At 33.8% G+C, this 19493-nt stretch carries 17 protein-coding genes; 4 read left to right on the top strand and 13 right to left on the bottom strand.

Annotated features, from left to right (window positions below; all coding sequences use genetic code 11):
* Positions 1–340: 340 nt before the first annotated feature.
* The 4 genes from FLACOL7796_RS01540 to FLACOL7796_RS01525 form a co-directional block, all read right to left on the bottom strand.
* Positions 341–904: an RNA polymerase sigma factor gene (locus FLACOL7796_RS01540; RefSeq protein WP_173969084.1), complete on the bottom strand. Its 564-nt coding sequence runs from the start codon at positions 902–904 to the stop codon at positions 341–343.
* Between the two features lie 395 nt (positions 905–1299).
* Positions 1300–1956, bottom strand: coding sequence for a hypothetical protein (locus tag FLACOL7796_RS01535; RefSeq protein ID WP_008466087.1), 657 nt, complete (start codon positions 1954–1956; stop codon positions 1300–1302).
* Between the two features lie 120 nt (positions 1957–2076).
* Entirely contained in the window at positions 2077–2448 is a 372-nt protein-coding gene (locus tag FLACOL7796_RS01530; protein WP_173969083.1) for a YraN family protein, read from the bottom strand.
* 187 nt (positions 2449–2635) lie between these two features.
* On the bottom strand, positions 2636–3535 hold the full coding sequence (locus FLACOL7796_RS01525; RefSeq protein WP_173969082.1) for a S66 peptidase family protein: 900 nt from the start codon (positions 3533–3535) through the stop codon (positions 2636–2638).
* Between the two features lie 227 nt (positions 3536–3762).
* Between FLACOL7796_RS01525 and FLACOL7796_RS01520 the strand changes: the two genes are divergently transcribed.
* The 3 genes from FLACOL7796_RS01520 (at position 3763) to FLACOL7796_RS01510 (ending at position 5895) form a co-directional block, all read left to right on the top strand.
* Positions 3763–4863 carry an endonuclease/exonuclease/phosphatase family protein gene (locus tag FLACOL7796_RS01520; RefSeq protein WP_173969081.1) on the top strand — a complete coding sequence of 367 codons (1101 nt, stop codon included), beginning with the start codon at positions 3763–3765 and terminating at the stop codon, positions 4861–4863.
* A gap of 82 nt (positions 4864–4945) precedes the next feature.
* On the top strand, positions 4946–5485 hold the full coding sequence (locus FLACOL7796_RS01515) for a 3-hydroxyanthranilate 3,4-dioxygenase (protein ID WP_173969080.1): 540 nt from the start codon (positions 4946–4948) through the stop codon (positions 5483–5485).
* A 257-nt stretch (positions 5486–5742) separates the two neighbouring features.
* Entirely contained in the window at positions 5743–5895 is a 153-nt protein-coding gene (locus FLACOL7796_RS01510) for a hypothetical protein (protein WP_173969079.1), read from the top strand.
* Positions 5896–6065: 170 nt separating this feature from the next.
* Here FLACOL7796_RS01510 and FLACOL7796_RS01505 read toward each other — a convergent pair whose 3' ends face one another.
* Positions 6066–7025: an MBL fold metallo-hydrolase gene (locus FLACOL7796_RS01505; RefSeq protein WP_173969078.1), complete on the bottom strand. Its 960-nt coding sequence runs from the start codon at positions 7023–7025 to the stop codon at positions 6066–6068.
* A gap of 181 nt (positions 7026–7206) precedes the next feature.
* On the opposite strand from FLACOL7796_RS01505, the gene amaB reads away from it, so the two are divergent.
* Positions 7207–8760: an L-piperidine-6-carboxylate dehydrogenase gene (gene amaB, locus FLACOL7796_RS01500; protein ID WP_173969077.1), complete on the top strand. Its 1554-nt coding sequence runs from the start codon at positions 7207–7209 to the stop codon at positions 8758–8760.
* 73 nt (positions 8761–8833) lie between these two features.
* Here the strand turns inward: amaB and FLACOL7796_RS01495 are convergent, their stop codons facing one another.
* The 8 genes from FLACOL7796_RS01495 to FLACOL7796_RS01460 form a co-directional block, all read right to left on the bottom strand.
* Entirely contained in the window at positions 8834–11674 is a 2841-nt protein-coding gene (locus FLACOL7796_RS01495; protein ID WP_173969076.1) for a pectate lyase family protein, read from the bottom strand.
* A gap of 611 nt (positions 11675–12285) precedes the next feature.
* Positions 12286–13059, bottom strand: a complete 774-nt coding sequence (locus tag FLACOL7796_RS01490) for a Bax inhibitor-1/YccA family protein (RefSeq protein WP_173969075.1) — start codon at positions 13057–13059, stop codon at positions 12286–12288.
* Positions 13060–13223: 164 nt separating this feature from the next.
* A complete protein-coding gene (locus FLACOL7796_RS01485) occupies positions 13224–14615 on the bottom strand; it encodes an NADH-quinone oxidoreductase subunit N (RefSeq protein WP_173969074.1) in 1392 nt (463 codons plus the stop codon).
* 63 nt (positions 14616–14678) lie between these two features.
* Positions 14679–16118 (bottom strand): complex I subunit 4 family protein, encoded by a 1440-nt coding sequence (locus FLACOL7796_RS01480; protein WP_173969073.1) that lies wholly within the window; start codon positions 16116–16118, stop codon positions 14679–14681.
* A gap of 10 nt (positions 16119–16128) precedes the next feature.
* The gene (nuoL, locus tag FLACOL7796_RS01475; protein WP_173969072.1) at positions 16129–18012 is read right to left on the bottom strand and encodes an NADH-quinone oxidoreductase subunit L; all 1884 of its coding nucleotides are present in this window, start codon (positions 18010–18012) and stop codon (positions 16129–16131) included.
* 6 nt (positions 18013–18018) lie between these two features.
* Entirely contained in the window at positions 18019–18339 is a 321-nt protein-coding gene (gene nuoK / locus FLACOL7796_RS01470) for an NADH-quinone oxidoreductase subunit NuoK (RefSeq protein ID WP_017494599.1), read from the bottom strand.
* Positions 18339–18878 (bottom strand): NADH-quinone oxidoreductase subunit J family protein, encoded by a 540-nt coding sequence (locus FLACOL7796_RS01465; protein ID WP_173969071.1) that lies wholly within the window; start codon positions 18876–18878, stop codon positions 18339–18341. The genes nuoK and FLACOL7796_RS01465 overlap by 1 nt, the downstream gene beginning before the upstream one ends.
* On the bottom strand, positions 18879–19424 hold the full coding sequence (locus FLACOL7796_RS01460) for a NuoI/complex I 23 kDa subunit family protein (RefSeq protein ID WP_173969070.1): 546 nt from the start codon (positions 19422–19424) through the stop codon (positions 18879–18881). It lies immediately after the preceding gene.
* Between the last annotated feature and the right edge of the window lie 69 nt (positions 19425–19493).

The following is a 19493-nucleotide window of genomic DNA, read 5'->3' as shown; positions in this document are numbered from 1 at the left end:
GTCTTGTCATTTCGACGAAGGAGAAATCACACTAGAAAATCGACAAAGATTAGTGCTTTTAGGATCGGAATCACGAGTGTGATTCTTCCTTCGTCAGGATGACAAACTACGCGAAAACATTATTATGAAAATGATTGCCCTAGCCCCGATAGTAGAGGAAATCCTTTTGTGCCGGGGTTCGGCACAAAAGATTGAAACGGATAGCGGGATTAGCTCCTAAAAAAAGATTTGGTTTATTATAGAAATCAGGATGACAAGCTTTGCGGTTAAACTTAAATTAGGCACAAAAAAAAATCACCCGGAAAGAGTGATTTTAATGGTTAAAATGTGGTTTTTTGGTTTAGATAATTTCGTCATGAACTTGAAAAAAGACTCGCATCGATTCTAATGCTTTGCTCATTTGATTCCTGACTGTATTGATTGAGATCCCGAGTTCCTGACTGATTTCTTCGTAGCTCATGCCTTTTTTCCGGGACATCTTAAAAATTTGCTTTCGTTTTGGTGGCAATTGTTTCATGGCCTGCTTTCGAAGTTTTTTACAATCGGCTTCACGAATCAGGTAATCACCATATTCATGAGATTTCTGGCTTTCGTAAAAGATTTCTTCTTTGAGCAATATATCATTCGCTGCTTTATTCAGGCAATTAAAAGCCTGATTTCGGGCAATGGTAAAAATATAAGCCTTAAAAGATTGTTCCAGATTTAAGTTTTCGCGATGTTGCCACACTTTCATAAAAACATCCTGAACATTCTCTTCAGCAGCTTCTTTAGATTTTAAGAGACTAACGCTATATCCATAGATATCCTGATAGTATAAATCAAAAAGTTGACGAAATGCCTTTTCGTTGCCATTTTTGAGTTCACTCACCAATAATTTTTCGCTATGCTCTATCGCTTCTGACATTAATTTAATTAGTCTATATTTAAATCTAATTATATTATCATACTATCAAAATGGGTACTCTAATTTGCTGACTGGTTAGCAAATATATAAAAATATTATTCGCAACAAATTTTATTAAAAAAAACTTAATTCTATCTTTTTTAATAAAATTTATGCTGAATACCAGTAAAGCCATTGTTAAGCCCCTTTTTATCAAGTCAATAAGTTTTGTGCTTATATTTTTTAAATTAATTATTAAGACAGATATTTATTGCGAATATTCTTATTTGTAATTAAAAGGAATGACGATTTTACAATTTAAAGAGCAATAAAAAATCCTTTTACCTTTCCTGAAAAGAAAGATAAAAGGATACTATAATAAAGAACCTTTGAGGATTCTGTAATGTTTAAATTTATTAGTTTTTAAGGTCTTTAATTACCTTAAAAGCTACATCAACCTGATCTTCTCCAACTAAAATAGTGAATTCATTCGACGTAGAAATTACCTCATTAATGATGATTCCTTCCCAGGCCAAACGTTGAAAAATGAAATAATAAATACCAGGAACTACGATGTTTTCTTTTGGTAATTTTACGGTAATAGAAGCTAAATTGTCTAATTTCTGAATTAGTTTTTCGCGCATAAAATGCTTCTCTACCAAATGATTTACACTGCTGCTAACCACGATGTTAGTTTCGTTTACACCACGAGATGAGGTATAAAAGATATCAGATAAAGCATTAATATCAGAAATTAAATCAGCTTGTTTGTTCAGGACAGTTTCAGAAGCAGCAAAAGTGTAATCTGTCAATTCAGAACGAACAGTGATTTCGCCAATATTCTTGATTACTTTATTGATTTTATGGTTTAATTTAAAATCCAATTCCTCCGTGAGTCGTTTCAACGACATCACTACAGCGCCTTGTTTTACTTCCTTGCCAAATTCACTTTCTAATTCGGTCATAATGTTCCGTGAAAGCGACGTCAGGTTGATGATTCCAAGCGATAGCGCGTTTAATAAAAAAGGTTTTGTTTTGATGTAATTTTCGACGATTGAAGAAACGGTTTTCATAATTTTTTTTCTTTTTTTTTGTAACTTGATTGTGTTGGTTTAGTTAATAGGGGTGTTATAAATCTTTACAAAGATAAATAAAAAAACAATTTGTTACAAATATAACAATAAAAAATTATGTTAAAAATGATAAAATGCGTCTGTAAAATGTTCAATTGCAAATGATTCACCGTTTTTATGGATCGCTACGATGTCAAATCTAATGTTTAAATCATCACAAAAATCCTTTTCCCTATCGTTTATGTAGGCATTTACTGCTTTTATCAGAAGCTGAATTTTTTTTGGCTTCACAAAATCTTGCGGAGCACCAAAATCTAAACTCGATCTTGTTTTGACTTCAACGATGACCAAAATAGATTCTTTTTGAGCTATAATATCAATTTCGGCTTTCTGAAAAGTCCAGTTTCGATCTAAAATTTTATAACCTTCTTTTAAGAGATATTCTACCGCAAGTTCTTCCCCCTTTTTTCCCAGATCATTGTGTTCAGCCATGTTTTTTAGTTTTCACTCTCAGTCTCAGTTTTCCAGTTTGAGTTGGAGATATTGTGTTAGAAATGTAAGTGCATGCAAAAACGCAAAGTCTACAAAGCCTTATTGAAATTGCTTTGCGACTTTGCGTCTTTGCGAGATTTTTATGTGGTATTTTGGATTCTTCTTGATTTGAAGAAACGAGAAATTATTATTTTTGAAAAGAAACAGTACTTCCGGTTTCGTTTACTTCAATCGAAATGGTATTTCCCATGATCAAAGCCCTATTGTCCTGAATATGTCCTGCCGGAAAATTGAAGATTACCGGAATATTGTATTTTTTAGTAACATCATCTACAATTTCAACAGCATTTTTACCCCACGGCACTTCGTTGTCTTTCATTTTGGTCATTCCGCCAACTAGAATTCCTTTTAGGTTTTCAATACAGCCGTTGCGTCTTAAATTCATCATCATTCGATCGATATGATACAGATATTCGTCAAGATCTTCGATAAATAAAATTTTATCCTTGCAATCAATTGCCGATGGAGATCCTAATAAACTGTATAAAATAGATAAATTTCCGCCTACTAATTCACCCGTTGCCTTACCAAAACGATTCATTTTATCTGGAGCAATTGTATACGATAGTGGTTCACCAAACAAACTCGATTTCATCGAACTAATAGCTGCCGGAGTAGCGCGCGGAATCGTAACCGGCATAATACCATGAATAGATTTATAGCCCATCGTGTTCAAATGATTGTGCAAAACCGTAACATCGCTAAAACCAATAACCCATTTTGGATGTTGTTTGAATTTGGTAAAGTCCAAAAGATCAATCATTCGTACCGTTCCGTATCCGCCTCGAACACACCAAATTGCTTTAATATTAGGATTGTCTAATTGATGTTGAAAATCGGCAGCGCGTTGTTCGTCAGTTCCGGCAAGTTGATTAAAATCAAGACCAATTGAAGTTCCTACAACAGCTTCTAAACCCCAGCTGTGCAATAAATCTATGGTAGGTTTTAAGTTGTCTTCGATATTTTTTCTGGCAGTTGCTACAATTGCAACCGTATCTCCTTTTTGTAAGTAAGGTGGTGTTATCATGTTTTGTTGGGATTGACAGGTAAATGATTGTAAAGCAAAAATAAGTAATATGAATTTACAATGAAAAAAGTAATTTTTAAAGTTTTTGAGTCCGCTCATGTGCATGGTTTCTTTGCTGGTTCATTATAAAGGTAAACAAATATAGAAATTTAAAAAATTAAATTTATTTGAAAATTCTTACAAATAAATTAATTTGCTTAAATTGAACTTTTTAAAATAATAAGTTCATGAAGATTATTAGATTTCAGGTTTGTTGCATCGCGCTATTTTTTCTTCCTATTTTACACGCTCAGTCAAAAAAATATACCATTCATACCGTTGCATTTTACAATTTCGAAAACCTTTTTGATACCATAAACGATCCAACAACGCACGATGATGAATGGACACCAAACGGAGCGCAGCATTGGACCAAAGAAAAATACGAACAAAAATTAAAAAATCTCGCCAGAGTTTTATCCGAAATTGGAACTCCGGAAAACCCTAATGCACCAACCTTAATTGGCGGTTCTGAAATCGAAAACCGCGGTGTTCTCGAAGACTTAATCAAACAACCCAAATTACAGCATCTTGATTACGGAATCATACATTTTGATTCGCCGGACCAACGCGGAATCGATGTGGCATTGCTCTATCAAAAGAAATATTTTAGGCCAACATCCTATTCTAATATTCCTTTATATATCTATAAAAATAATGCAATTGAAAAAGAGGAAAAGAAAGAACAAATCGATGATGAAATCGAAATAAAAACAGCGAATAACAACCGAATTTTCACAAGAGATCAGCTTTTAATAACCGGTTTTCTAGAAGGCGAGGAGATACATATTATTGTCAATCACTGGCCATCAAGATCTGGCGGAGAAAAGAAAAGTAGCCCATTTCGGGAATTGGCAGGAAGCTTAAACCGAAGAATTATCGATTCGCTACAGCAAATAAATCCCAATGCAAAAGTCATGACAATGGGAGATTTAAACGATGGCCCATTCAATCGTAGCGTAAAAGTTGCTTTAGGAGCCAAAGCAAAAAAGGGCGAAGTTCCTGAATTGGGTACTTTTAATCCCTTCGAAGAAATGGCCAACAAAGGCATGGGAACAATTGCTTTTAGAGATTCCTGGGATATTTTTGATCAGATTATCATAACTGAATCTCTTATAAAACCAGATTTCTCGACTTTCAAGTTCTGGAAAGCCGGAATTTTCAATAAGCCGTTTCTCATTACAACTTCAGGACAATACAAAGGATATCCGCTTCGGCACAGCCTAACCGAAGTAGGTTTTAGCGATCATTTTCCTGTTTATATTTATCTGATAAAAGAGATGAAATAAATACGGTTTACAGTCTCATTTTTCAGGATATTGAGACTGAAAACTTTTCCTTAACTTAGCTAAAAACTTAGTACCACTAAAAATGTCAATAGCAAAACCCTTCAATTTAAATAAATGGATCGACGAAAACCGTCATTTATTAAAACCACCTGTAGCCAATAAAAATCTTTATGTAGATTCCGGCGATTATATTGTCATGATCGTTGCTGGCCCAAACGCCCGTAAAGACTATCATTATAACGAAACCGAAGAGCTTTTTTATCAACTCGAAGGCAGTATAAAAGTGGTAATTCAGGAAGATGGCGAACGCAAAGAAATGGAATTAAGTGCCGGAGATATGTATTTGCACCCAGCCAAGATTCCACATTCTCCAGTTCGTTCAGAGGGATCTATAGGTTTAGTAATCGAACGCAAACGCGCCGGAAAAGGCTATACTGACGGACTGCTTTGGCATTGCGACAATTGCAATCATAAACTTTACGAAGTATTTTTCGAACTTCATAATATCGAGAAAGATTTCCTGCCACATTTCGAACATTTCTATAATTCAGAAGAATTGAGAACCTGCGACAATTGCGGAACCGTAATGGAATCTGATCCGAGATTTGTAGCGAAGAAATAATATATCTTAAAATTCAAACCCGACAGGTTTTTAAAACCTGTCGGGTTTAGCAGACAATTAGAAATAAAGGTCTTTGAATTAGAATTTTCAGAATTTTATTTTTTTAAGAGCTATTTCCCGCTATCCGTTTCAATCTTTTGTTTTTTAAAGAAAAAACAAAAGGATTTCCACTTCTATCGGGGCTAGGGCATCATTATCAAAAGAACTTATTATAATTTGAGAAAGATCAAATAAAAAAAATTTTAATAAATTTAAATATGAAAGATAGTATAGTAAATAATCCCAATGAAGAAGATTTTTTGAAGCAATTAAAAGCAGGTATAGAACGAGCTAGACGTGAGTATGCCGAAGGTAATTTTATTACTCATGAGGAAATGATAGAAGAATTGAAAAGTAAAAAGATTATTTAAGCACAGTGATCAACACAATCTTGTCATTTCGACGAAGGAGAAATCACACTCGGGATTCGACAAAGATTGGCGATTTTGATTGCGGAATTTCTAGTGTGATTTCTCCTTCGTCGAAATGACAAAAAAAGAAAAAAATCACTTTAATCTGCGAAATCTGTGGCTTTAAAAAATTACAACTCAAACTTTTTCCCTTGTTCAGGATAAATAATCTTAAATCCTAAATCATTTTGCTTTTGCAATTGTTCTTTAAGTTTGATGATATTTTTGGTTGGTGGTTTCAAATGAGTAACAATAATATTGAAGCCTTTCAAAGTTCCTTTTCCGGATAAATCTTCTAAAGTATGAAGTTCTTTCATCAGATGATTCGGAGTTAAATGCCCGAACAAGAATTGATCAGGTTGTTCATTAGGGAACGAAACTTCAATAAAAATTCCTTTCAATTGTTTACTTTTTACTAAAGGGGCAATTGCTGTCCAGAGTGATTTTAGCTTATCGCTTTTTTCTACCGTGTCAGGTCCGGTATCTCCTAAATAAAGCACATAGGATTCTCCATTTTTAATTAGAAAAGCTGTACTCTCAAACGGATTCACATGGCTTAACGGAAATGCTTTTACCGTCATTGTTGTATTGGTAATTGGAGTTTCTTCTCCGATATTTAAAGTCTGAAAATGATATTTTTTTAATGGAGTTCCAGGACCTTTATCGCCAAAATTGGCCCAGGTTTGATCATTAAAATAATGATTCTCCATCATTTCCATGCATTTTTCAGTGGCGTAAACTGTTTTTGAAGAATCGGCCGGAGAGTTAATAATCAATCCTGAAACGTGATCTAAATGCGCGTGAGAAATAAAATATCCTTTAATATATTTACGTAAAACCTCGCTTGTCGAAACTTTAAAAACTTTGTTTTCAATTGCTTTTTCGATTCCGGCATTTATGGTTCCTGCATCCAAAGCGATAAAATCATTTGTATTTGCGGGCCCTACTAGATAAGCCGAAAGATTTTTTTCATCGATACCACCTTTTATTCCTAACGGAACAACCTGAAAAGAAGCTTTTTGTTCTTTTTGCGCAAAAGCATTTACAGAAATTAAAACGAAACAAATCAGAAGGCGATTGAAAACAGACATATTTAAATAATTTTGTTGCTGCAAAGTTCCTGAATTATGACGAATAAATACAGGAATATTTCTTTAATTGACTTTTATTAATCCTAAATTTACCTGATTTTAACAACTTGCTTTTGTTGAAATTCAACTCGAAATAATATCTTTACATAAAAATATAACAATTTTAACTAAAAAAGTTACAATGACAACAATAGCATCGCAATTTGGAATGAATGAGGCTCTGGAAAAATTGGGCATCAAAACGATAAATGAAGGAACATCAACCGGATTAGAAAACTTTTCTTCAGGAGAAATTTTAGAAAGTTATTCACCAGTTGACGGAAAATTAATTGCTTCGGTAAAAATGTCAACTCCTCAGGATTACGAAAAAGTAATGCAGGCAGCAACAGAGGCTTTCAAAAGTTTTCGTTTAATTCCTGCGCCACAACGTGGAGAAATTGTTCGTCAGTTTGGGCAAAAGTTACGTGAAAATAAAGAAGCTCTTGGAAAATTGGTTTCTTACGAAATGGGGAAATCATTACAGGAAGGATATGGAGAAGTTCAGGAAATGATCGATATCTGCGATTTTGCAGTTGGTTTGTCCCGTCAACTACACGGTTTGACAATGCATTCTGAAAGACCCGGACATCGTATGTACGAGCAATATCATTCGTTAGGAGTTGTCGGAATTATTTCGGCATTCAATTTTCCGGTGGCAGTCTGGTCTTGGAACACCGCTTTAGCATGGATTTCTGGAGACGTTTGTGTTTGGAAACCTTCTGAAAAAACACCTCTTTGCGGGATCGCTTGTCAAAACATCATCGCACAAGTTATTAAAGAAAACAATTTGCCGGAAGGTATTTCTTGTTTGATTAATGGCGATTATAAAATAGGAGAATTAATGACGGCTGATACGCGTATTCCGCTAGTTTCTGCTACTGGTTCGACCCGAATGGGGAAAATCGTTGCGCAAACTGTTGCGGGACGTTTAGGGAAATCATTATTAGAACTTGGAGGAAATAATGCCATCATTGTTACTCCTGATGCTGATATTAAAATGACTGTCATTGGTGCTGTTTTTGGGGCTGTAGGAACAGCAGGACAACGTTGTACTTCTACACGTCGTTTAATCATTCACGAAAGTATTTATGATAAAGTAAAAGATGCCTTGGTAGCGGCTTACAAACAATTACGAATAGGAAATCCGCTTGACGAAAACAATCACGTTGGACCACTAATTGATACGCATGCAGTCGAAATGTATAGCGCTTCTTTGAAAAAAGTTATTGATGAAGGCGGAAATGTTTTGGTTGAAGGCGGAGTACTTTCAGGAGAAGGTTATGAAAGCGGATGTTATGTAAAACCTGCAATTGCCGAGGCTAAAAATTCATACGCAATTGTACAACACGAAACATTTGCTCCAGTTTTATATTTAATTAAATATTCTGGAGATGTTGATAATGCGATCGAAATTCAGAACGGAGTAGGGCAAGGATTATCATCGGCAATTATGACGAATAATTTACGTGAAGCCGAAAGATTTTTATCTGTTGTAGGTTCTGATTGTGGAATTGCCAACGTAAACATCGGAACTTCAGGAGCTGAAATTGGTGGTGCTTTTGGTGGAGAAAAAGAAACCGGCGGCGGACGTGAATCCGGATCTGATGCCTGGAAAATCTATATGCGTCGTCAAACCAATACAATTAATTATACCACGAGTTTACCTTTGGCACAAGGAATTAAATTTGATTTGTAAAATCTACTTTTAGATCTAGTATATAAAAAAGGCTTCCATTTTAGGAAGCCTTTTGCTTTTTAATATTATAAATTTATTTCTTTAAAATAGTTTGATTAAATGAACCTTCACTAGTGTATATTTTTACTAAATAAGTACCGGCAGTTAGATTACTTACATCTATAGTTTCCAGGTTTTTATCAACTGTTTTTACCAGCATACCTGAAATATTATAAATCGCCGCTTTCTCTATATTTTGAGAAGCACTTGTAATTGATAATGAATTGGTAACTGGATTAGGGTATAAAACTGGTTTCGCAGTTTCTATCGTTTTTGCTTCTTCAAAATTTGCTTTGCGCAAAGTACTTCCCGTATATTCTGTACTGATGTAGAATAAGTTGGCAACCGATCCTTTTGTTATTGTATTCGTTCCCGCTGGTATTGTAGCAGTAACTATTCCGGCTGCTGCGGTATAAGACGTATTATTTACTTTTACCGGTCCCGTAAAGTTAGAATCAAAAACCAAAGTCAATGTCGAAGCACTTGTTGTGGTATAAGTAACTGTCGTGCTTGATTCGATTTTTAGGCGTTCAGTCAAAGTTAAACCGTTATATGTTACAGATCCCGGTGTAGAATTCATGTTTCCTGTAATAGTATAAAATGAACTTGTTTTTCCAGAAGTTGTAAAATTATGAATTTCATTAGTACTAGGATTACTGGTTGTTACAGTGATTGTACCAGCTCCTGTCGCCGCTATTCCTGTTCCTACTGTAGCAATAGAATACGAAACTGTAGCTGTTGGTGTACCTGAAATCGTAATTGTTTTTGCCGAAGTGTTTTTTACAAAGCTAATTCCGGATGCCGGTAATCCAGTTACTGTTGCGTCAGTTGCGCTTCCTCCCCAAGTAAAAACAATAGCACTTATTGCTGTTCCGCTTGCCACTGTTTGATTATTATTAGAAGTAGAAGAAAGTGTTTGACCATTTACGGCTGAAACAGTAATTGTTCCTGATCCCGTAGCGACTGTTCCTGTTCCTACTGTGGCAATAGAATAAGATAAAGTAGCTGTTGGTGTTCCTGTTATGGTAATCGTTTTATTCGTTGCATTTTTTACAAAGCTAATTCCAGATGCCGGTAATCCTGTTACTGTTGCATCAGTTGCGCTTCCTCCCCAGGTAAATACTATAGAACTAATCGCTGTTCCGGTAGTCACCGTTTGATTGTTATTAGTTGTAGAAGTTAATGTTTGTGGGTTTGCTGGTGGAGTTCCTTCTCCTTGTACAGCAACTAAAGAACCGGTGTAATTTGTAAGGGCCGATTTTAGCGCAGCAATTACCAGTGAAGATTTATCATCTACACTATTGTTAAAAGTCCATTTAAGATCACCTCCAGAAACGCGTCCTGCGTATTGCGTTACTTTTGTTTTGGCAGTAGCAGGCTGATCTATAACTAAGCTTTTAACGTATAAAGCAGCATTTGTATCAAAATTGTTATACGTATTTGCGCCTGATTTAGACTTTACATTGCTGCTTACCACTTCTCCTCTTGAAGTAGCCAGATAAGCATCAAAATCTGTTGTAGAATTGGTTTTTCCGGCAATGTTGTATAAAGGATTGGTATCGCCATAAGCTACAAAACGCATATTATTAGTGGCAATATCCGCGTCGAAAGTATTGTTGAATGCTTTAATAGAACCTCCGGCTTCACCTGAAAATGTTCCCATAGTTCCCGCATTATTTACCTGATTCGCTTCATCCCAAATATCACTTCCCTGCAAAGAGGTTAACATCGGGTATTTGCTATTTCGATAATAATTTCCTTCTACAAAAAGGGATGATCCCAGAGTTGATCCGGCGCCATATTTTGCAACACCATCATAATAATTATTGTAAATGTGTGCAGAGTAATAACGAACGCGAGGATGACGAGAATCTGAATGATCAAACCAGTTATGATGGTAGGTTATGTATAATCCTGCCGTAGTTCCTTCGCTTAAACCTAAAAGACTTGCTTTTCCGTTATCCCAAAAATGATTGTAAGAAAAAGTAACATATGTAGATCCTTTGTTATCCATTGCTCCATCACCTTTAATCTGGTCAGCATCAGAACCTGCGTTGCCATAAAATAAATCGCAATTATGTACCCAAACGTGATCGTTTTTATCTTGCAAGCCAACATTGTCGCCAGCAGTACTGTCACAATTCATGAAGCCAAGATTATTAACTTCAATATTCGATGCCGATTTAAGGCGTATACCCATTCCGTTTATAACAGCATCATTTCCAATACCTTCTATTGTTAAATAGCTGTTGGCATTGTTCGCATTTTCGATAGTAATATCTCCGCCTTCCATTACGGTCATATCTGTGATATTTCCGATAAGACGAATAATAAAAGGACGTGTATCTTTTCCTTTTTTAATGCCATATAAAATGTTTTGTAAACCAACACAAGGGTTTGTACTCGCACCCGTAATGTCCATCGATATGGTGTTTTTTGTATTTTGGGTAATGTATAAAATTACAGCTCCGGTTTTTGGCGTTCCATCAGCATTATAACCGCCGGGAACTCGTCCTCCATCAAAAGCAAAACCATTGCGATCGTGAGCTAAAACGGTGAGGTTGCTTGTTGTAGAACCTGTTCCTTCATTTCCTGAAATTACAGGCTTTATTTTTACAGTATAAGTTCCGGCTTTAAGTCCCGGAATATCTGCGCGAAAATAAGATCCGTAACTTCTAATAAGCTGATCGTCTATTTTTTTATCTACCAGACCGTTTCCGGTATAGTAAACATTATAAGTTTGAGCATTACTTACCGGCTGCCATTTTACAAAAGCAGATTCCAGCCAGCCAGAAGCTTCGTTAATTTGAACTTGTTGTGCCCATGTTTGAATACTGACAAGAAAGAATGTCAGGAATAGTAGGTTTTTTTTCATAATTGTGGTTTTTTCGTTAATAAAGTTTTTGTGGTTTTTTGGGTATCGAAACAATTAATTTAATTGTAATCGATTACACAAAAGTATTATTAATTTTTGATATTTATAAAAAAAGTTGTAAAAAATAAATTATAGTTTAAAAATTATACCATATAAATGAGTATTATGTAATAAATTGCATTAAATGCAATTTATTACATAATGACAGAAACCGTTGTGTGCCTTTATTTTTATTGAATTTTTGTAAATTAAAAAACTGGAACTTATTACTATTTGAAAGTAATTTTAATATTGAATAAGATTAAAATAACAGATCTTAAAAAGTAAGAAAAAACAGCAATAAAATAGGTGAATTTTAAATAAATTGAAGTTGAATTTCTTTTTTATGAAGGAATATTTGCGAATGATTAGTCTAAAAAAGAAGATAAAAGGAGAGTAGATTTAAAGCTAAACCAGATGATAAATTAAAAATCTTTGAACGAATTTTAAGAAATATTCGAAATAATATTTAAGCTTTTTGGAGACAATATTTTAATTTAAAACTTCAATAGAAAGCATAAAAAAAGCCTTTCTGATTTCTCAAAAAGGCTTTGTATTTATTATTAAAAGAATTAATCTTTACTTGATAATTTAGATAGTAATCTTAAGAATTCGATATATAACCAAACCAGAGTAATCATTAATCCCATAGCGCCGTACCATTCCATGAATTTTGGCATTCTTTCCTGAACTCCTCTTTCGATTTGATCAAAATCTAAGAAAAGGTTCAAAGCAGCAATGATGATCACAAAAACACTAATTCCGATACTCATCATTCCGTTTCCGTAGTGAACTGGAGTAAAATTAAAAATTAGAGAAGCAATCCACGAAATCAAATAATACGTGGCAATCGCTAAAGTAGCAGCAATAACTACTGACTTAAATTGTTCTGTAACTTTTACAATTTTAAATTTATATAAACCTAAGCAAACTAAAAACGTTACTAAAGTTGCGCTAACAGCGTTGATTACAATTCCCGGATATTTTGCTTCAAAAATAGCAGAAATTCCTCCAATAAATAATCCCTCAAATAAGGCATATCCAGGAGCTAAATAAGGAGAAAGGTGAGGTTTGAATACTGATACTAAAACCAAAATAAAACCTATTATTGCTCCACCAATTGCAGGTAGTAATGCATTCATTCCGTTAAATGCCATCCACCATGTTATCATTGCAGATCCGCATAATATTAAAAATAAAATAGCTGTTTTATTGATAGTACCTGACAAAGTCATTTCCTGATTGTAATCAATAATTTGAGCTTGGTGTACTTCTTCAGCTTTTGAAACAGCATTTGATGAAAAACGCTTGTTGCTTAAAAATGGATTTTTTGAGTTGAAGTTCATATTTCTAATACATTTAAATGAACCCAAATATATGGAGTTTTTTTGAAGCTCGTAGTGTTTAAGTTAAATTTTTAACATGAATTTCTCTTCTGAAATAGAATGTTCTTAAAATAAAAAATCCATTCGCGATAACGAATGGATTTCTTTATATTTTGAGTAAAATTTTAGTTCAATAAATCTAAAACTAAAGAAGGGAATAAACCTAAAACAATATTTAAGGTAATTGAAATTACCGCCACTGCATAAATAAGAAAAGGTTTTCCGGTACGTTCCTGGTTTGGTTCTTTAGAATACATGGCCAATATTAATTTGAAATAATATCCAACACTAATAATAGAGTTGATAACGGCAACAATTACTAAAGCGATATATCCAGCCTTGATAGTTTGATTGAATAAAAATAGTTTAGCAAAGAATCCTGAAAAAATAGGAATACCCGCCATAGATAATAATGAACCTGTCAGGATTGCCGCCAATAAAGGATTTGTTTTTCCTAAACCGTGAAAATTTGTAATATCTTCATTATCCTGATTTTTGCAAACATATAGTATAACACTAAAAGCAGCAATTCCGGCTAATGCATAAGCAGCAGTATAATATAATAAAACACCTGCTGATGTTGCAATAGTTAATAAAGTCATCAACATAAAACCTGCATGAGAAATTCCTGAGAATGCTAACATACGTTTTACGTTTACCTGACGCAATGCCATTATATTACCAACAGTCATAGAAGCAATCGAAATGATTACGACAATGTTTTCAAATGTTCCTAAAAGATCCTGATTGTCTAAAGACGGAACAAAATTTAATGCCGAAACTAATTTATAAAGTGTTGCAATAGCTACAACTTTTGCTAAAGTACTCATTAATGCAGTAGTCAAAGCTGGAGATCCTTCGTAAACATCCGGAGCCCAGAAATGAAAAGGAACTGCAGCAACTTTAAACAACATACCAATAATCATTAAAATCATTCCGATAGGAAACCAGATTGGTAATTCAGCAGATAAAGAAGTTTCATGAATTTCAGCAACATCAAAGCTTCCCATTGCTCCGTAAATCAAACAGATTCCGAACAAAATAATTCCTGATGCAAAAGATCCCATCAAAAAGTATTTCATACCTGCTTCATTACTTTTTAAATTTAGTCTTTCGCTTGCTGCCAATACATAAAGTGCAATTGATAAAATTTCGATTCCTAAGAAAAACATTGCTAAGTTTCCAAAAGAAACCATTGCTACTCCTCCAGCCAATAAAAAGATTTTTATAGCCACAAAATCAGAGATTTTTGTTGGATGATTTTCGTAAAAATTATGACTTAACGCTACTAAGAAAATAGTTAGAATAATAAATAATGATGAAAACGAAGTAGAGAACTTACTTACCGTAATCATATTATTATAGTAACTTGCTGTTGATCCAAATTCGTAATAGTTAATTGCCAAAACACCCAACAAACCAATAATGGTAATTGGAACAATGGCCTTTCTTAAATTAAGAATTTCAAACAATAGGCAGAAAATACCCAATCCTGTTATAGCTATTAATGTATTCATTTTTGTTTTTTTGATTTAGGAAATCTCAAACTAATGATGCCCTAATTTATTTTTATTAAAATATTAATTTTTATTGATAACGTTTAGAATTGTTTCTAAACTTGGCGTAATCAAGTCTGTAATTGGTTTAGGATAAAATCCGAAGAATATTAAAACCGCAATAATTACTACGAATGAAATTCCTTCATTTACAGAAACATCTGCAAAAGTTTTAGAATTCGTTTCTCCCAACATTACATTTTGAAACATTTTAAGCATATAATAAGCTCCTAAAATAATAGTTGTTCCACCTAAAACAGCAAACCAAATATTGATTTGAGAAAGACTATACAAAACAGTAAACTCTCCAACAAAGTTAAAAGTACTTGGTAAAGCTACAGAAGCTAATACCAAAATTAAAAACATAGAAGTGAATTTTGGAGACTGAGTACGAATTCCGCCCATCTCACCAATTTCTCTTGTTTCAAATCTTCTAAAGATAACTTCGGCAGCATAGAATAAACCTACTACAACAAAACCGTGTGCAATCATTTGCAATACCGCTCCGCGTAAACCATCAATAGTCAACGTATAAGTTCCGGCAGCAATTAATCCAACGTGTGCTAACGAAGAATAAGCTAATAATTTCTTTAAATCTTTTTGTCTTAAAGCAACAATCGATCCGTAGATAACGCCCGCAATTCCTAAACCAATGAAGATATTCATGTATTCTTTTGCAGCCAAAGGTGCAATTGGCAATTGCCAACGAATAACACTGTATAATCCCATTTTTAGCATAATACCAGATAAAAGCATTGTTCCAACAGTTGGTGCTTTTTGGTATACACTTGCTTGCCATGTATGGAAAGGAATAATAGGAATTTTAATTGCATAAGCTAAGAAGAAAGCTAAGAATATCCAAAGTTGTTCAGTAGCTGATAAATTTACTTTATATAAATCTTCAATTAAGAAACTGCCAGCTTTTTGGTATAAATAGATAAAAGCAATCAACATGAATAATGAACCTGCAAGTGTATAAATAAAGAATTTAATCACTGCTTTTCTGCGTTCTTCAGCATCACCGTTACCCCAAATAAGAGCAATAAAGTAAATAGGAATAAGTGCTAATTCCCAGAAAATATAATATAAAAGACCATCTGCTGCAAGGAAAGTTCCTGTCATAGCAAATGCCATAAATAAAATTAAAGCATAAAAACCTTTCGCATTTTTATATTCATTTCCAAAAGAAGAGAATATAATAATTGGCGTTAAAGCCACAGTCAGCAAAAGCATTGCAATTCCTAATCCGTCTGCTTTTAAAGCAAATGAAATGTTAGGTTTAGTAATCCAGGTGCTTATTAAACTGATGTCGTCACCAGCATAAAAATGATTTAGTAATACAATTGAACAACCTAAAGCCGCCAAACTAAAGAACAAAGCTACTTTAGATGCTAGTTTGTCACCTGCAAAATAAGTGGCAAATGCACCAATTAGAAGAATAATTAATATAAGAGAAACGTTCATAGTTGTAAAATTATTTAGCTAAAAATATATAGGAAACAATGGCGCAAAGACCTAAAACAAAGGCAAAAAGATATAATCCAATACTTCCGTTTTGTAATTTTTTACCCTGAAAAGCGATTTCATTGGTTACTTTTCCTAATCCAAAAACAAGGGCAGATAAACCAGTTTCAATATAGTCTCTGAAAAATCTTGATAATCCGTTAATAGAGCGAACAAATATTGCATCGTAAGCTTCGTCTACATAATACTTGTTGTATAAAACTTTGGTTAAACCAGTAATGTTTTCATCTGCTTCCGGAACATTATCTTGTTTGAAGTATTTAATATAAGCAATTAGAATACCTAATAATCCACCTAAAACAGCAACTCCCATCAAGGTATATTCTGTTGTGCCTAAATGATGTTCTTCGCCAGCCACTTTTGTGAAAAGAGGCGCTAAATATTCATTTAACCAACTGTTTCCAGGTAAGCTAATGATTCCGCCAAAAGTAGCCAGAATAGCTAAAATAATTAAAGGGAAAGTAATTAATCCGTCACTTTCATGTAAGTGATGTTTTTGCTCTTCAGTTCCTCTAAAATCTTTAAAGAAAGTAAGGAACATCAATCTAAACATATAAAATGCTGTCATGATAGAAGCAATAGATCCTATAGCGTAAAGCGTTTTACTATGTTCGAAAGCCGTTAATAAAATTTCATCTTTAGAGAAGAAACCTGAGAAAAATGGAACTCCTGAAATAGCCAATGATGAAATTAACATTGTCCAGAAAGTGATTGGCATTGCTTTACGCAAACCACCCATTTTACGCATATCCTGTTCTCCGTGTAAACCGTGAATTACAGAACCTGAACCTAAGAATAAACAAGCTTTAAAGAAAGCGTGTGTTATTACGTGAAAAACAGCCACTTCATAAGCGCCAAATCCTAAAGCTAAAAACATTAAACCTAACTGAGAAACAGTAGAGTAGGCCAATACTTTTTTAATATCTGTCTGAACTAAACCAATTGTTGCAGCAACTAATGAAGTTATGGCTCCAATAACAGCAATAACATTTTGAACATCATGTGCTAAATCAAAAACAAAATTTAATCTCGTGATCATAAAGATACCAGCCGTAACCATTGTTGCAGCGTGAATCAATGCAGAAACCGGAGTTGGTCCAGCCATCGCATCAGGTAACCAGGTGTATAACGGGATTTGTGCCGATTTACCACAAGCTCCAATAAATAAGCATAAAGCAGCTAATGAAAGCAACGGTAAATTTAAGTTTGTTGCTCCTGCAATAGCAGTTTTTAAAGTTGCATAATCTAATGTCGAGAACATTGAACCAAGAATAAACATCCCAATTAAAAGACCTAAATCTCCAATTCTGTTCATGATGAAAGCTTTTTTCGCAGCATCATTGTAATCCTGATTTTTATGCCAGAATCCAATTAATAAGTACGAACAAAGTCCAACACCTTCCCAACCAATAAATAGAACTAATAAGTTACTTCCAATTACAAGCGTAATCATGAAGAATACGAACAAATTCAAATACGCAAAAAACTTGTGCATATTTTCGTCATCGTGCATATAACTTATAGAGTATAAGTGTATCAATGAACCAATACCAGTTACAAAAAGCAACCAAAGCAATGATAATTGATCTAATAAAAATCCAAGATTAATTTTGATGTTACTAATTTCAATCCAGTCAAATAAAGTAACCTGAACAGCTTGTTTTGTTTGGCTTAATTGATTGAAAAAGAAAAGTGTTACGGCAAAAGAAACTACTACAGCAGCAGTCCCAATGATTCCTGAAACTGTTTTCCCTAAGCTTTTGCCAAAGAAAACATTGATTAAAAATCCTAAAAAAGGAGATAAAACTAAAAGTAAAGCTAAATTGGTATCCATTTCTATTTATCCTTTTAAATTTTTTAAATTATCGATACTAATCGAACCTAAATTTCTAAAGATCGAAACTAAAATAGCCAATCCAACTGCAACTTCTGCTGCAGCAACTGCCATCGAAAAGAATACAAAGACTTGTCCTTGCGCATCTTGATGATAAGTTGAAAAAGCAACAAATAAAAGGTTAACAGCATTCAACATGATTTCGATAGACATGAAAACGATAATAGCATTTCGTCTGTACAATACACCAAAAATACCAATACAGAAAAGTACAACACTTAAAAAGATGTAGTTTTCAATACCTATTTGATTTAATATATTACCCATTATTTATTTAATTTTTCTTTTTTAGACAATAGTACAGTTCCAATCATAGCTACTAAAAGCAAGATCGAAGCGAATTCAAACGGAACCATATATTCGTTCAATAATATTTTACCTAATACCTTAATCGATTGGAAATCTTCTCCGTTAGACGGATCGTATTCAACAATTGGCTTAGAGTTGATGAAAATTGCAATTAAAACAATGCAAATCAAACAAAAAGAAACAATAGCACCTAAACGTGTAATTCTAGGTCTGTGTACTTCTCGTTGTTCGTTCAGGTTCATCAACATGATCGTAAACAGGAATAAAATCATGATTGCTCCGGAGTAGACTATAATATGTACAATAGCCAAAAACTGAGCATTTAATAATAAATAGTGACCAGCAATCGAGAAGAAACAAATTACTAAATAGATAGCACTATGAATTGGATTTCTGCTAAAAATGGTCAAAAAAGCGGTAATCACCGTAATAAACGCTAAGAAACAAAATATAATTTGTACAGTTGTTGCGTGTGCAAAATCAGGAATATGTATCATTTAGTTAGCATTATTAAGTTGAGCATTTTTGATAGCCACATCAAGAGGCATCACTAATCTGTCTTTTCCAAAGATGAAATCTTCTCTTTCGTAGCTAGAAGGAACCAATACTTTTGAAGTCGTCAAATAAATGGCGTCTTTTGGACATGCTTCTTCGCATAAACCGCAAAAAATACAACGTAACATATTGATTTCGTAGATCGAAGCATATTTTTCTTCTCTGTACAAATGTTTTTCATCAGCTTTACGCTCAGCAGCTTTCATAGTAATTGCTTCAGCAGGACATGATAAAGCACATAATCCGCAAGCGGTACAGTTTTCACGACCTTGCTCATCACGTTTTAACTGGTGCTGACCACGATAAACCGGACTCATTTCACGCACTTGCTCAGGATAATGAATCGTGATTTTTTTTCTGAATAAGTGTTTAAGTGTGATAAACAATCCTTTCACAATCGCCACAAGATACAATCGCTCTAAAAAAGTCATCTCTTTATTAGAGACCATCTTTTTTCTACCCGATAATGATATAGTTTCTATTGACATTTTTTAATGTATGATTTACGATTTACGGTTTGTATGAAACAAGGCAAATCTGTTTTATTATTATTTTGA

Origin of the sequence: Flavobacterium bizetiae (assembly GCF_902804475.1) — a bacterium.
Taxonomy (GTDB): domain Bacteria; phylum Bacteroidota; class Bacteroidia; order Flavobacteriales; family Flavobacteriaceae; genus Flavobacterium; species Flavobacterium bizetiae.
This window is presented reverse-complemented; position numbering and strand designations above follow the sequence as displayed.